At 54.0% G+C, this 14,362-nt stretch carries 15 protein-coding genes; 4 read left to right on the top strand and 11 right to left on the bottom strand.

Annotated elements, in window-relative coordinates; translation table 11 throughout:
- Nucleotides 1-41: 41 nt before the first annotated feature.
- The 4 genes from DBY86_RS04405 to DBY86_RS04420 are packed head-to-tail and all read right to left on the bottom strand — an operon-like array spanning nt 42 to nt 2,058.
- The gene (locus DBY86_RS04405; RefSeq protein WP_107819061.1) at nt 42-908 is read right to left on the bottom strand and encodes a peptidyl-prolyl cis-trans isomerase; all 867 of its coding nucleotides are present in this window, start codon (nt 906-908) and stop codon (nt 42-44) included.
- A gap of 48 nt (nt 909-956) precedes the next feature.
- Complete coding sequence (locus DBY86_RS04410; protein WP_002216424.1) at nt 957-1,235, bottom strand: BolA family protein; 279 nt, start codon at nt 1,233-1,235, stop codon at nt 957-959.
- A complete protein-coding gene (locus DBY86_RS04415; RefSeq protein WP_192882205.1) occupies nt 1,235-1,525 on the bottom strand; it encodes a YciI family protein in 291 nt (96 codons plus the stop codon). The genes DBY86_RS04410 and DBY86_RS04415 overlap by 1 nt, the downstream gene beginning before the upstream one ends.
- 2 nt (nt 1,526-1,527) lie before the next feature.
- The gene (locus DBY86_RS04420) at nt 1,528-2,058 is read right to left on the bottom strand and encodes a septation protein A (RefSeq protein ID WP_107819062.1); all 531 of its coding nucleotides are present in this window, start codon (nt 2,056-2,058) and stop codon (nt 1,528-1,530) included.
- 288 nt (nt 2,059-2,346) lie between these two features.
- Between DBY86_RS04420 and tspA the strand changes: the two genes are divergently transcribed.
- Nucleotides 2,347-5,106: a FimV/HubP family polar landmark-like protein TspA gene (gene tspA / locus DBY86_RS04425; RefSeq protein WP_199901047.1), complete on the top strand. Its 2,760-nt coding sequence runs from the start codon at nt 2,347-2,349 to the stop codon at nt 5,104-5,106.
- 278 nt (nt 5,107-5,384) lie between these two features.
- Here tspA and gloA read toward each other — a convergent pair whose 3' ends face one another.
- From gloA to DBY86_RS04440, 3 genes are read right to left on the bottom strand one after another with little or no spacing between them, the layout of a single operon-like run.
- Nucleotides 5,385-5,801, bottom strand: a complete 417-nt coding sequence (gloA, locus tag DBY86_RS04430) for a lactoylglutathione lyase (protein ID WP_234403384.1) — start codon at nt 5,799-5,801, stop codon at nt 5,385-5,387.
- A gap of 23 nt (nt 5,802-5,824) precedes the next feature.
- Nucleotides 5,825-6,994 carry a lipopolysaccharide assembly protein LapB gene (gene lapB / locus DBY86_RS04435; RefSeq protein ID WP_107819204.1) on the bottom strand — a complete coding sequence of 390 codons (1,170 nt, stop codon included), beginning with the start codon at nt 6,992-6,994 and terminating at the stop codon, nt 5,825-5,827.
- Between the two features lie 10 nt (nt 6,995-7,004).
- Nucleotides 7,005-7,319 carry a lipopolysaccharide assembly protein LapA domain-containing protein gene (locus tag DBY86_RS04440; protein ID WP_107819065.1) on the bottom strand — a complete coding sequence of 105 codons (315 nt, stop codon included), beginning with the start codon at nt 7,317-7,319 and terminating at the stop codon, nt 7,005-7,007.
- Between the two features lie 301 nt (nt 7,320-7,620).
- On the opposite strand from DBY86_RS04440, the gene ilvE reads away from it, so the two are divergent.
- A complete protein-coding gene (ilvE, locus tag DBY86_RS04450) occupies nt 7,621-8,619 on the top strand; it encodes a branched-chain-amino-acid transaminase (RefSeq protein ID WP_107819067.1) in 999 nt (332 codons plus the stop codon).
- Between the two features lie 244 nt (nt 8,620-8,863).
- Here ilvE and fabI read toward each other — a convergent pair whose 3' ends face one another.
- The 4 genes from fabI to pgi form a co-directional block, all read right to left on the bottom strand.
- Nucleotides 8,864-9,649 carry an enoyl-ACP reductase FabI gene (gene fabI / locus DBY86_RS04455; protein ID WP_002223367.1) on the bottom strand — a complete coding sequence of 262 codons (786 nt, stop codon included), beginning with the start codon at nt 9,647-9,649 and terminating at the stop codon, nt 8,864-8,866.
- A 154-nt stretch (nt 9,650-9,803) separates the two neighbouring features.
- Entirely contained in the window at nt 9,804-10,625 is an 822-nt protein-coding gene (gene dapD / locus DBY86_RS04460) for a 2,3,4,5-tetrahydropyridine-2,6-dicarboxylate N-succinyltransferase (RefSeq protein ID WP_107819068.1), read from the bottom strand.
- Between the two features lie 67 nt (nt 10,626-10,692).
- The gene (locus tag DBY86_RS13305) at nt 10,693-10,863 is read right to left on the bottom strand and encodes a hypothetical protein (protein WP_199901048.1); all 171 of its coding nucleotides are present in this window, start codon (nt 10,861-10,863) and stop codon (nt 10,693-10,695) included.
- On the bottom strand, nt 10,833-12,476 hold the full coding sequence (gene pgi, locus DBY86_RS04465) for a glucose-6-phosphate isomerase (RefSeq protein WP_107819069.1): 1,644 nt from the start codon (nt 12,474-12,476) through the stop codon (nt 10,833-10,835). The genes DBY86_RS13305 and pgi overlap by 31 nt, the downstream gene beginning before the upstream one ends.
- Nucleotides 12,477-12,794: 318 nt before the next feature.
- Between pgi and DBY86_RS04470 the strand changes: the two genes are divergently transcribed.
- Nucleotides 12,795-14,114: an MFS transporter gene (locus DBY86_RS04470; RefSeq protein ID WP_107819205.1), complete on the top strand. Its 1,320-nt coding sequence runs from the start codon at nt 12,795-12,797 to the stop codon at nt 14,112-14,114.
- Between the two features lie 16 nt (nt 14,115-14,130).
- The gene (locus tag DBY86_RS12905; RefSeq protein ID WP_153063558.1) at nt 14,131-14,355 is read left to right on the top strand and encodes a hypothetical protein; all 225 of its coding nucleotides are present in this window, start codon (nt 14,131-14,133) and stop codon (nt 14,353-14,355) included.
- Nucleotides 14,356-14,362: the final 7 nt, after the last annotated feature.

Genomic DNA, 14,362 nt, shown 5'->3' on the forward strand with positions numbered 1-14,362 from the left:
CGCCTGTCTGAACGTCTTGCCGCCATATCCCGTTTTCAGAATTATTTTGCAGGTTTGATGTTTGCCTTGCCCAACAGTGCACCGACGGCACGGTCAATCCGTTCCGCCTGAAGGTTGCCCGCAATCTGTCCTTTCATTTCATCAAAAGAAGGCACTTTTACCTCGCGGCTGTCGTTGACATAATAAACGCCGTAGAAATCGCCGTTTTTCAGCGGCGTTGCCGTAAATTCGCCTTTTTTCAAGTCCTTAATTGCCTGATAAAGCGGCGGAACACCCTGTTCCAAATCTTTCAGCGGCACATATCCGACCGGCGCGCCGGTCTGTTTGGTGCGGTCGTTGAGCGAGTATTGTTTCAAAACGGCATCAAAACCTTTTTTCGCCTTCAAGTCGGCAACCGCTTTTTTCGCATTTTCTTCCTTGTCGGTCAGGATTTCGCCCAACTGGACTTCCTGCGTACCTTTGTAAAAACCGCTGATATTGTCATATGCGGCTTTTACTTCCTGCTCGGAAACCGGTTGGGTTTTGGCGATATGCAATGCGTATGCCTCGCCGTTCAAGCCATATTTTACCGCCTGCCAAACGGTTTTGAAGGACGGTTTCTTGTCGTCGCCCGACTTCTCCGCTTCGGCACGCAATTTGGCAAGCGCATCTTTAAACTCTGCCGACTGGTCGAGTTTCAAACGTTTGACTTCCTGCGCGACCACGGTGTTGACCACTTCGTTTTCCAGCAGGGATTGGCGCAGTTGCGGCGTGTCTTCGGCACGGCTGTTTTCCGCACGGAATGCGGCAACCTGCGCATCAATGACGGAACTGTCGATTTTCTGACCGTTGACGGTTGCCAGCGTTTGGGCAAACAGGCTGCCGGAACAGGCAAGCAGTGCAACGGAAGTCAGGATTTTTGCTTTCATAATCTTCTCTCTTTAAATTTTAAATTGAAATGTTCGGGCAGACTTCATTCAGTCCGCCGTATGGAAATACTCGTCAGGGGTAGCCGCCCGGATGCCGAGCGCGTGAATCATGCCGCCTGAAAACAAATCTTTGAGCAGCGATTTGACCGTTTTCTGGCGGTTCAGGCGGCTTACGCCTTCAAAACGGCCGCTGACGACCAAAACGGCATAATGTCCGCCGCCGGTATTGCCCGCGTGTCCTTTGTGCAGATGGCTCTCATCGCCGATTTCCAACACCAGAGGATCGAGCGTCTGCAGGCGTTCGCGGATCAAATCGACAGCCGGCATTATTTGAACACCGCTTTAAACGGCTTGATCAGCACCTCGCTATACACGCCTGCATGAACATAGGGATCATCTTCCGCCCAAGCCTGCGCCGCATCCAAAGACTCGAACTGCGCCACAATCAAACTACCCGAAACGCGGTTCGGATCCTCCGGCAAAGGATTCGGACCTGCGGTCAGCAACCGCCCTTCCGATTTCAACGTTTCCAGCCGTTTGAGGTGTTCGGGACGTGCCGCCATACGCGCTTCATGCACATTCTCCCCGTCTGTTGCCAGCAACATAAAATATTCCACAGTCAATCCTCCTTTTTCAGATAGGTACTCAGATAAATACCCTGAATAATAAAGAAAACAAGCATCAGCGCAGTCGAACCGAACATCTTATAGTTAACCCATTGCGCTTCAAACCTAGTAAACACAAACCAGTTGGCAATACCCATAAAAATCAGAAAACCGACCCACATATAAGTCAATTTCGCCCATACGGCATCCGGAAGCTGAATCTCCCTGCCGATACTCGCCTTTAAACCGTTTTTACCCGCAAGGTGGCTGCCCAGCAGGAATAACGCCCCGCACCAGAACAATACTGTCGGCTTCCACATAATGAAGCGGCTGTCGCCCAAAACAATGGTTGCGCCGCCGAATACGACAATCAGCACCAGTCCGACCCACTGCATCGTATCCAGCCTTTTATGCTTCCAATACAGGAAAACTGCCTGAACCACACCGGCAACCAATGCGACCGCCGTTGCGGTAATCATGTTTTTGGTAACGGTGTAGGTGGCGAAAAACAGGATGACGGAAAAAAGATCGCTGACAAATTTCATATCCAAATGAGAAAGCAAATCAAATAAACGCCAATCATACAGGCAGAACCCTATTTTTGCACCTGCAAAACCAACAAATTTTGTTTTGATTGATGCAAATATGCACAGATGTTTTTGAAAAAAGATGGAGATATGTCATAATTTGTAAAATTGGCTTTAAAATACAGCTTCGGCCGGAACCTCTGCCTATCCGCACCCTATCGTCCGTATTGCCGATGCCTAATGACGAAATTTACAGACTGTACGCGGTCAAACCGTATTCAGCCGCCAACCCACAGGGGATACATTTTGAAAAACAACAGACAAATCAAACTGATTGCCGCCTCCGTCGCACTTGCCGCATCCTTTCAGGCACATGCGGGACTGGGCGGACTGAATATCCGGTCCAACCTTGACGAACCCTTTTCCGGCAGCATTACCGTAACCGGCGAAGAAGCCAAAGCCCTGCTCGGCGGCGGCAGCGTTACCGTTTCCGAAAAAGGCCTGACCGCCAAAGTCCGCAAGTTGGGCGACAAAGCCGTCATTGCCGTTTCTTCCGATCAGGCAGTCCGTGATCCCGTCCTGGTGTTCCGCATCGGCGCAGGCGCGCAGGTACGCGAATACACCGCCATCCTCGATCCTGCCGACTACTCGCCCAAAACCAAATCTGCACTTTCAGACGGCAAGACACACCGCAAAACCGATAAAAAAGACAGCGCGAACGCAGCCGTCAAACCGGCGCATAACGGCAAAACCCATACCGTCCGCAAAGGCGAAACGCTCAAACAGATTGCCGCCGCCATCCGTCCGAAACACCTGACGCTCGAACAGGTTGCCGATGCGCTGCTGAAGGCAAACCCAAATGTTTCCGCACACGGCAGGCTGCGTGCGGGCAGCGTGCTTCACATTCCGAATCTGAACAGGATCAAAGCGGCAGCACCCAAAAAAATCAAAGCGGAACAACCCAAACCGCAAACGGCGAAACCCAAAGCCGAAACCGCATCCATGCCGTCTGAACCGTCCAAACAGGCAACGGTAGAGAAACCGATAGAGAAACCTGTCGAAAAACCGGTTGAAAAACCTGAAGCAAAAGTTGCCGCGCCCGAAGCAAAAGCGGAAAAACCGGCCGTTCGACCCGAACCCAAACCCGCAGTGTCCGAAACTCCGGCTTCGGCGACAGAACACCAACCCGAACCTGTACCCGCTGCAAATACTGCCGCATCGGAAACTGCTGCCGAATCCACCCCCCAAGAAGCCGCTGCTTCTGCCATCGACACGCCGACCGACGAAATCGGCAACGCCGTTTCCGAACCTGTTGCGGAAACAGCCAGTGAAGTTGCCGCCGAACCCGTTGCCGAACCTGTCGAACAGGTTCCTGCCGAAGAAGAAACCGAAAGCGGACTGTTTGACGGTCTGTTCGGCGGTTCGTACACCTTGCTGCTTGCCGGCGGAGGCGCGGCATTGATTGCCCTGCTACTGCTTTTGCGCCTTGCCCAATCCAAACGCGCGCGCCGTACCGAAGAATCCGTCCCTGAAGAAGAGCTTGACCTTGACGACGCGGCAGACGACGGCATAGAAATCACCTTTGCCGAAGTCGAAACTCCGGCAACGCCCGAACCCGCTCCGAAAAACGATGTAAACGACACACTTGCCTTAGGTGGGGAATCTGAAGAAGAGTTGTCGGCAAAACAAACGTTCGATGTCGAAACCGATACGCCTTCCAACCGCATCGACTTGGATTTTGACAGCCTGGCAGCCGCGCAAAACGGCATTTTGTCCGGCGCACTTACGCAGGATGAAGAAACCCAAAAACGCGCGGATGCCGATTGGAACAAAATTGAATCCACAGACAGCGTGTACGAGCCCGAGACCTTCAACCCGTACAACCCTGTCAAAATCGTCATCGACACGCCCAAACCGGAATCTGTCGCCCAAACTGCCGAAAACAAACCGGAAACCGTCGATACCGATTTCTACAACAACCTGTTCCCAAACAACCATATCGGAACAGAAGAAACAGCTTCCGCAAAACCTGCCGCACCCTCCGGACTGGCAGGCTTCCTGAAGGCTTCCTCGCCCGAAACCATCTTGGAAAAAACAGTTGCCGAAGTCCAAACACCGGAAGAGTTGCACGATTTCCTGAAAGTGTACGAAACCGATGCCGTCGCGGAAACTGTTGCCGAAATACCTGATTTCAACGCCACCGCAGACGATTTGTCCGCATTGCTTCAGCCTTCTGAAGCACCGGCTGTTGAAGAAAATGTAACGGAAACTGTTACGGAAACTGTTGCCGAAACGTCCGACTTCCACACCGCCGCAGATGATTTGTCCGCACTGTTGCAACCTGCTGAAGCACCGGCCGTTGAGGAAAATGTAACGGAAACTGTTGCCAAAACGCCCGACTTCCACACCGTTGCAGACGATTTGTCCGCATTACTTCAACCTGCTGAAGCACCGGCCGTTGAGGAAAATGTAACGGAAACCATTGCTGAAACGCCCGATTTCCACACTGTTGCAGACAATTTGTCCGCACTGCTTCAACCTGCTGAAGCACCGGCTGTTGAGGAAAATGTAACGGAAACCGTTGCTGAAACGCCCGATTTCCACACTGTTGCAGACGATTTGTCCGCACTGCTTCAACCTGCTGAAGCACCGACCGTTGAGGAAAATGTAACGGAAACCGTTGCCGATGATTTGTCCGCGCTGCTGCAACCTTCTGAAGTACCTGCCGTTGAGGAAAAAGCAGCGGAAATCACTTTGGAAACGCCTGATTCCAACACCTCTGAGGCAGACGCTTTGCCCGACTTCCTGAAAGACGGGGAAAAAGAAACGGTAGATTGGAGCATCTCCCTTGCGGAAGAGAATATCCCGAACAATGCAGATACCGGTTTCACTTCGGAATCTGTGGGTTCTGACGCACCGGCCGAAGCAAAATACGACCTTGCCAAAATGTATCTCGAAATCGGCGACCGCGATGCCGCTGCCGAGACAGTGCAGGAATTGCTGGAAGAAGCGGAAGGCGACGTACTCAAACGTGCCCAAGCATTGGCGCAGGAATTGGGTATTTGATTCCCAACTGCCCTTTCGCAGATCAAGGATGCCGTTTCAGACGGCATCTTTTTTTGCCTTATCGGTGTAACGGATAAAGTTTGACCCGGCACAGGCTCAAACAGCAAACCGCCGGCAATATAGTGGATTAAATTTAAACCAGTACGGCGTTACCTCGCCTTGCCGTACTATTTGTACTGTCTGCGGCTTCGTCGCCTTGTCCTGATTTTTGTTAATCCACTATAAAAAATGCCGTCTGAACCCCCTAAAGGCTTCAGACGGCATTGGCGGCGGCGGTATCAGGTATTCGCATAGGCAACCGAATCGTCGCCGCTTTTCTTTTGAATAAACTCGATTTTGTAGCCGTCGGGGTCTTCGACGAAGGCTATCACGGTTGTGCCGTGTTTCATCGGGCCGGCTTCGCGGACGACGTTTCCGCCCTGACGCTTCACACGTTCGCAGGCTTCGTAGGCATCGTCCACTTCAATCGCGATGTGTCCGTAAGCGTTGCCCAAGTCGTATCGTTCCGTATCCCAGTTGTGCGTCAGTTCCAAAACCGTGCTGTCGGTTTCATCGCCGTAACCGACGAAGGCAAGGGTAAACCTGCCTTCGGGATAGTCTTTGCGGCGTAACAATTTCATACCCAAGATGTTTTGGTAAAAATCAAGGGATTTTTCAAGATTGCCCACACGGAGCATAGTATGGAGTAAGCGCATTTTTGTGTTCCTCTCGGTAGTGGTTAAACTTCGATTTTGTTTGGCGTAAACGTCTGCCATTTATTGCAGGCGGGACAGTGCCAGAAAAAGACTTGGGATTTGAAGTGGCAGTTGCGGCAACGGTACATCACGCTGCGCTGTAGCTGCCGTCCGATAACCGAACGCATCATATCGGCATCGGCTTTCCAAGCCGGATCCAAATCGCTGAGTTTCAAACCGAGCAGGCGGTACACGCCGTTGAGGTCAGGCTTGCGGCGGACAAGCTCGACGGCGGTTTGCGCGGCTTCTTTCTCGCCCTTAAGCAGCAGGGATTTCTCGTACACGACATTGATCAGGTCAAGTTCGGGAAACGTCTGCATATATCCTGTCAGACGGTTCAAGCCTTCTTCAGGTTTTCCCTGCGCGGCATAGGCTTCGTAAAGCTTCTCGCCGACCATGCTCAAGTATGCATGGTTTTGCTGCTCGATGGCGGCATAGGCTTCGACGGCGGCAGGGAAATTGCCTTGTCGGTGTTCGATGTCGCCCAAAATCATGTTGGCGCGGGTGCATTTTTTGTTGGCTTCGAGTGCCTTGCCGACATTGAAACGCGCGACATCGAAATTGGACTTGAACAGCGCGGCTTGGGCAAGTTCGCAATAGAACTGTGCGATTTCAAACTGATATGTCTGTTCGTCGTGACTGAGAAGTTGGGCGGTTTCAATCGCTTTTTCCCAATCCCTGTCCTGCTGGTAGATATTGAGCAGGTGCTGTCTGGCTTCACGCGCCATTTCACCGTCTTGCAGGCTGAGGAAAATCTGTTCGGCACGGTCAACCAACCCCGCGCTTTGGTAGTTTTGCGCCAATTCAAACAGGACGCGCGCACGCTTTTCACCGACCGTGTCGGGGGAGTCGAGCAGCGTCCGGTGCATATTGATGGCTTTGTCGTTCTCACCGCGCTGGCGGTAGAGTTTGCCGAGGGTAAGGTTCAAATCATACGACTGCGGCTGCTGGTCGATGACTTCCGCCAACTCTCTGGCGGCACGTCCGCTGTTGCGGTCAACCAAGGCATCCAGACTTTTGTAAAATCCCGACGGTATGCTTTTTGCCTGCTTTAATACAGTCTTCATATCCACGCGGGCGGCAAACCAGCCCATCGCGAAGAAAACGGGCAAAAGGATAATCGGCAGCAGGATAATCCACAATTCATTGTCCATATCGGCTTTCTCAAGGCTGTTTGGCAGATTCGGCAGCATTTTGTGCCGGCGGCGCAGTCAATTCCTGTCCGCTCAAGCGCGCATTTTTCTTCACTTCCGCACGCAGGCGGCTGTTTTCGCCGCGCAAGGACAGCAGCCGCCCGAACAGGGCAAACATTCCGAACACGATGCCGACGACAAACGCGCCGAACAATACGACAATCAGCGGCAAATTGACACTCTGCCCCGGAAGATAGGAAAAGGTAACCGCATCTGTGTTAATAACGGCAAGCAGCAGAAAGAGCAGCAGGATAATGATTTTGATGAAGGTATAGATAAGTTTCATGTTTGCTCCGTAAATAAAAACACCGCCCGGACAGCTTCGCACTCTGAACCAAGATTGCGCTAGTTTAAACGATTTGCACGGTTTCGGATAGGATACGGCAGCGTGTTCAGACGGCATACGGAGTATGCGATTGCCGACAATTTTACCAAATACACCGTTCCTTTCCATTTGAAAAATAACGGATTGGACACCGTATCGACAGAAAAACCCGCCGCACACTTGTCAAAACCCTGTTTGCAGGCGTATCTTTACAGTCTTCAAATTTAAACCGTTCATATCAGAATAAGAAAGGCTTTTCATCATGAGCAGACCCGTACCCGCCGTATTCGGCAGCGTTTTTCACGCCCAAATGCCCGTCCTCGCCTACCGCGAAGGCAAATGGCAGCCGACCGAATGGCAATCTTCGCAAGACCTCTCCCTCGCACCCGGCGCGCATGCCCTGCATTACGGCAGCGAATGCTTTGAAGGCTTAAAGGCCTTCCGTCAGGCAGACGGTAAAATCGTGCTGTTCCGCCCGACCGCCAACATCGCGCGTATGCGGCAAAGTGCGGACATCCTGCACCTGCCCCGCCCCGAAACCCAAGCTTATCTCGATGCTTTGGTTGAATTGGTCAAACGTGCCGCCGACGAAATTCCCGATGCGCCTGCCGCCCTGTACCTGCGCCCGACCTTAATCGGTACCGATCCCGTTATCGGCAAGGCCGGCTCGCCGTCCGAAACCGCCCTGCTGTATATTTTGGCTTCCCCCGTCGGCGACTATTTCAAAGTCGGCTCGCCCGTAAAGATTTTGGTGGAAACCGAACACATCCGCTGCGCCCCGCATATGGGCCGCGTCAAATGCGGCGGCAACTACGCTTCCGCCATGCACTGGGTGCTGAAGGCGAAAGCCGAATACGGCGCAAACCAAGTGCTGTTCTGCCCCAACGGCGACGTTCAAGAAACCGGCGCGTCCAACTTTATCCTGATTAACGGCGATGAAATCATTACCAAACCGCTGACAGACGAGTTTTTGCACGGCGTAACCCGCGATTCCGTACTGACGGTCGCCAAAGATTTGGGCTACACCGTCAGCGAACGCAATTTCACGGTTGACGAACTGAAAGCCGCAGTGGAAAACGGTGCGGAAGCCATTTTGACCGGTACGGCAGCCGTCATCTCGCCCGTTACTTCCTTCGTCATCGGCGGCAAAGAAATCGAAGTGAAAAGCCAAGAACGCGGCTATGCCATCCGTAAAGCGATTACCGACATCCAGTATGGTTTGGCGGAAGACAAATACGGCTGGCTGGTTGAAGTGTGCTGATACTTTAAATAAAAAAATGCCGTCTGAAACCCGTTTGGCGTTTCAGACGGCATTTTCGCGTTCGGACCGTTTCCGCCGCGCCTGACGCAAGTCGGCACAAAGGCAATCGGTTAAAACAAGCGTCCGCATTTCCCATCCCGCCTGCCGCAAGTCGGACATTTCTCTGGAAATACGCTTCAGACGGCAAACCGCCGCCCGAAACCGATACGCGGCACGGACGGCGCACGGATTTGAAAACGGCGGATTATCCCTCGGTGCTCAAGGCATTGATGCTGTAACCGCCATCAACGTAAGTGATTTCGCCGGTAATGCCGGACGACAGGTCGGACAGCAGGAAGGCGGCGGTATTGCCGACTTCTTCGATGGTAACGTTGCGGCGGAGGGGATTGTGGGCGGCGACGTGTCCCAAGAGTTTGCCGAAATCGGCGATGCCGGAGGCGGCAAGCGTTTTAATCGGGCCGGCGGAAATGCCGTTGCAGCGGATGCCCTCTTTGCCCAAACAGGCGGCGGTAAAGCGGATGCCTGCCTCAAGGCTGGCTTTTGCCATACCCATCACGTTGTAATTCGGAATCGCGCGTACCGCGCCCAAGTAGCTCAGTGCGACGATGGCGGAATTTCTGCCGCGCATCATCGGACGGGCGGCTTTTGCCAATGCGGGCAGGCTGTATGCGGAAATTTCGTGTGCGGTGTTGAACGCTTCGCGGCTGATGCTGTCGAGGAAGTCGCCGCTCAAGGCTTCTTTCGGTGCGAAGCCGATGGAATGCACCAAACCGTCCAAGCCGTCCCAATGCTTGCCCAAGTCGGCGAACACTTGGTTGATTTCGTCGTCGCTGGCGACATCGCAGCGGAACACGAGTTCGGAATCCAATTCCGCCGCCATTTTGCGGACGCGCTCTTCCAGTTTGTCCACAACGTAGGTAAACGCCAGTTCCGCGCCTTGTTCGCGGCAGGCTTTGGCGATGCCGTAAGCGATGGAACGCTCGGAAATCATGCCGGTAATCAGAATTTTTTTGCCTTGCAGAAAACCCATTTTGTATCCTTCAAATAGTGTTCGGTTCATTCTAAACCGTTGATTATAGCAAATTGTCCCTGTTTCTGTGTTTTCACGTTGCAGCACGCAGACGGCAATGCCGTCTGAAGCGGATTTCAGACGGCATTGGACGTTTCAAATACGGTTTAAGGCATCAGATGCCGCGCAAGAGTTCGTTCACGCTGGTTTTCGCACGGGTTTGCGCGTCCACGCGTTTGACGATGACGGCGCAGTAGAGGCTGTGGCTGCCGTCTTTGGCAGGCATACTGCCGGACACGACGACCGAACCGGCCGGTACGCGGCCTTGGTAAATTTCTCCGGTCGTACGGTCAAAGATTTTGGTGGATTGACCGATGAACACGCCCATCGAAATCACGCTGCCTTCTTCGACAATCACGCCTTCGACGATTTCGGAACGCGCGCCGATGAAGCAGTTGTCTTCAATGATGGTCGGGCTGGCTTGCAGGGGTTCGAGTACGCCGCCGATGCCGACACCGCCGCTCAAGTGCACGTTTTTACCGATTTGCGCACAAGAGCCGACGGTCGCCCAAGTATCGACCATCGCACCTTCGTCAACGTATGCGCCGATGTTGACGTAAGACGGCATCAGCACGACATTTTTGGCAACGAAGCTGCCGCGACGCGCAACCGCACCCGGAACTGCGCGGAAGCCTGCGTTTTTGAACTCGTCTTCAGACCAATCGGCAAACTTGGTCGGCACTTTGTCGAAGTATTTGTTCACGCCGTCGTTGAGAACTTCGTTGTCTTGGATGCGGAAGGACAGTAACACGGCTTTTTTCGCCCATTCGTTGACTTTCCATTCGCCCACGCCCAAGCGTTCGGCGACGCGCAGTTTGCCTGAATCGAGTTGGCGGATGGTTTCCAACACGGCTTCTTTGACTTCGGGGGTAACGGTGGTCGGAGTGATGTCCGCGCGGTTTTCAAAGGCGGTTTCGATAATGTTTTGCAAAGACATAATGTTTCCTTATGTGAGATGTTTCGGAACGTTTGCCGTTATTTTCAGGCAGTACGTTTATTGGGAATTAATGCGCTATTGTGCCATGCAAACGCATATTCGTCAGCAATACGCGGGCGGTTGCCGAACATTGGCGTTTCGGAATCGGGCGGGCGGCGGGCATTGCCTTTTCCGCACCCGAATCAATACAGAACGGCGGCAGTACCTTTATGCCGCGCCGCCGCCTTTCAGACGGCATTCGCGGTAAAACGCCATCAGCCCTTCGGTCGAGGCATCGTGTACGGACGTTCCGCCTTCCAGTTCGCCGATGATGGTTTTTGCCAACTGTTTGCCGTATTCCACACCCCACTGATCGAAAGGGTTGACGTTCCATATCGCGCCTTGGACGAAGGTTTTGTGTTCGTAAGCCGCCATCAGCATACCCAGATTGTAGGGCGTGAGGCGGTCGAGCAGGATGCTGTTGCTGGGGCGGTTGCCGGGGAACTCTTTGTGCGGCGCGAGGCGTTCGCGTTCCGCTTCGGGCAAATCCGCCAACTCGGCGCGTGCTTCGTCCAAGGTTTTGCCCTTCATCAGGGCTTCCGCTTGGGCAAAGGCGTTGGCAACGGTAAAACGGCTGCGTCCGTCCTCCCTGCCCTGCGCCGTCATCGGGACGATAAAGTCGCAGGGAATCAGGCGCGTGCCTTGGTGGAGCAGTTGGAAATAGGCGTGCTGGCAGTTGACCCCTTCACCGCCGAACACGATGCCACCCGTTTTGCACGCGGCGCGACTGCCGTCTGAAGCGCGGCTTTTGCCCAAACTCTCCATATCGAGCTGGTTCAGCCACGCCGGCAGCAGGCGCAGGTTGTGGCTGTACGGAACAGCGGTCTGCCCGTCCGCGTGCTGGAAATTGTTGTACCACACGGCAATCAGCGCCATCAGCACGGGAATGTTGCGGCGCGGCGGCGTGTGGAAAAAATGACTGTCCATCGCGTGCGCCCCCGCCAACAACTCGCGGAAACGCGCCCCGCCGACCGCAACCATCACGGGCAAACCGACGGGCGACCAGACGGAATAGCGTCCGCCCACCCAGTCGTACATCGCAAACACACGTTCCGCCGCAATGCCGAAACTTTGCGCCGCTTCCGTATCGGCAGACACCGCGCAAAAATGGCGCGCCGTTTCCGATTCCGAAAATCCCGCATTGCGGTACCACGCCTTGACCGCCTGTGCATTGAGCAGGGTTTCAGGCGTTTTGAAGGACTTGCTGGCAACGCAAAACACCGTCGTTTCGGGGTTCAGACGGCATAAAACCGCATCCAGGCAGGCAGGATCGGCGTTGGCGGCAAAATGGACGGCGATATGCCGTCTGAACGGCTCAAGCGCCTGCACGCACATTGCCGGCCCGAGGTCGGATCCACCTATGCCGATGTGGACAAAATCCCTTATCTGCCTGCCCGTCGCACCCGTGTACGAACCGTCGTCCAAACTGTGTGCAAACTTCAACGCACGATTTAACTCGCGGCGGATTTCGGGCAACACGTCCCTGCCGTCCGCATAAACGGCATCCGCACCGTCGGGCAGGCGCAAAGCCGTATGCAGCGCGGCACGCCCCTCGCTGTTGTTGACTTTCGCACCCGTCCGCAAATCATGCATTTTCCGTCCGAGCCCTACCGCATCTGCAAGGTTACAGAGCAGTTGCAGCGTATCTTCCCCAAGCCGGTTCTTGCTGTAATCGAACAACATCCCGTCCAAACGCTCATGCATACGCTCAAAACGGCCGGGGTCGGCAGCAAAACGGTCGCGCAAAAGGACATAACGCGTATCCTGATTGTGGCGTTCGAGCGCATGCCATGCACGGGTAAAGGCATCCATCTGTTTTCCTTGATTTTTCAGAACCGGATTAAAATGTAGCAGAATGTAGTTTAACAAATGGCAGCGGCTTTGGCGAATCACGGAAACACTACTCCCTGCTTTCAGACGGCGGCAGAATTGATTTTTATCAAGCAGGATACCGATGGGGGGTGCAGGATGCAAAAGACTTGTGCTATTCTTTGTAATCGAATGAAAGACGGGGGTTATCGTCTGTAAGATACCTACAAGATGCCGCACGACGGCACGGTTGGCAAAAGAAAGCGGCACACCGCTTCGCAAATTGTTGTTTCTTCCCATTTTCCTCAGGAGCAGGTCGATATGAAGGTTTCCCCACAAACGGCAATGACGCTTCGCCAAATCATGCTGATGAACTTTGGTTTTTTCGGCATCCAATACAGCTTCGGTTTGCAGCAGACCGCCATCAACCCCATCTTCAGCTTCCTTCAGGCCGACCCCGCACAACTGCCCGTCCTCAATATGGCGGGACCGATTACCGGACTGCTCGTGCAGCCCATCATCGGCGCAATGTCCGACCGCACATGGATACCCGGTCTGGGCCGCCGCCGTCCGTATTTCCTCATCGGCGCAATCGGGTGCAGCCTCTGCCTCTTCATCTATCCGCACGTTACCGCCCTGTGGGTCGCCGTGATGCTGCTTTGGCTTTTGGACATCAGCAACAACACCGCCATGGAACCCTTCCGCGCCTTCGTTGCCGACACCGTTCCCGAGAAACAGCAGCCTACCGGCTTTCTGATGCAGTCCGTGTTTACCGGCTTGGGCATCACGCTGGCAAACGTCTCCCTCTACATCTTCCAACAAATCGGCTGGCTCAAGCAGACCTCCGAAGCAGGCATCCCCTACTGGGTATTCGGCTCCTTCTACATCGGCGCAGTCTGTTCCATCGGCTCGGTGCTCATTACCATCCTCTCCACGCAGGAAAAAATGCCCACAGGCAAAGAAGCCGCCGAGTTGAAAGCCAAAACGGGCAATCCCTTGGGCGCGGTCAAAGACATCTTCGCCGCCATCAAAGAAATGCCCCAAACCCTGTGGCAGCTCGCCCTTGTGTACCTCTTCCAGTGGTACGCCCTCTTCATCTACTGGCAATACATCTCCCACAGCATCGTCCAATCCGTCTGGCACTCGACCGCCGCCGACAAAACCGCCTACGAACAGGCAGTCGCCTGGACGGGACTGGTCAACGGTTTCTACAACATCGTAACCTTCGTTTCCGCGTTCGGACTGATGTGGCTCGCGCGCAAATACGCCGCCAAATACGTCCACGCCTTCGCCGTTTCCCTTGCTGCCGCCGCACTGTTGGCCATCCCCCACATTTCCGACAAATACCTCATGTTCGCACCCATGATCGGTTTCGGCGCAGGTTGGGCAAGTATGATGGGCGTGCCGTTCATGATTGTCGTCAACTCCATCCCCAAAGCGCGTTACGGCGTGTACATGGGCATCGTCAACATGATGATCGTCATCCCCATGCTGATCGAAACCGTAACCTTCGGCTGGGTTTACAACACCTTCCTCGGCGCAAACCCTGCCAACGCCATGACCTTCGCCGGCATTTTCCTCGCCGTCGCCGCCGTCCTGACGCTGGGCATCAAAACCAAAGGCAAACCGTCCGAATCCTGATACATCCGCCTGCCCCATGCCGTCTGAAAACAACCGTTTTCAGACGGCATCTTGTTTTCCGAACACCACAAAACACCCTCACACCGGTCTTTTAAAAATAAACGGGCATTCCGAAAAACTTCCTTACCGGTTAGAACGTACCTCTGAAAACAATAGATTTTTGGTTTATTCGAAAGGAGTACAGACCCTTCCAAATCAGGGCAATAAAGGGCTGCACCTTGTGTGCGGCACTGCATATTGAAACATTG

This window comes from Neisseria bergeri (assembly GCA_003044455.1).
Classification (GTDB): domain Bacteria; phylum Pseudomonadota; class Gammaproteobacteria; order Burkholderiales; family Neisseriaceae; genus Neisseria; species Neisseria bergeri.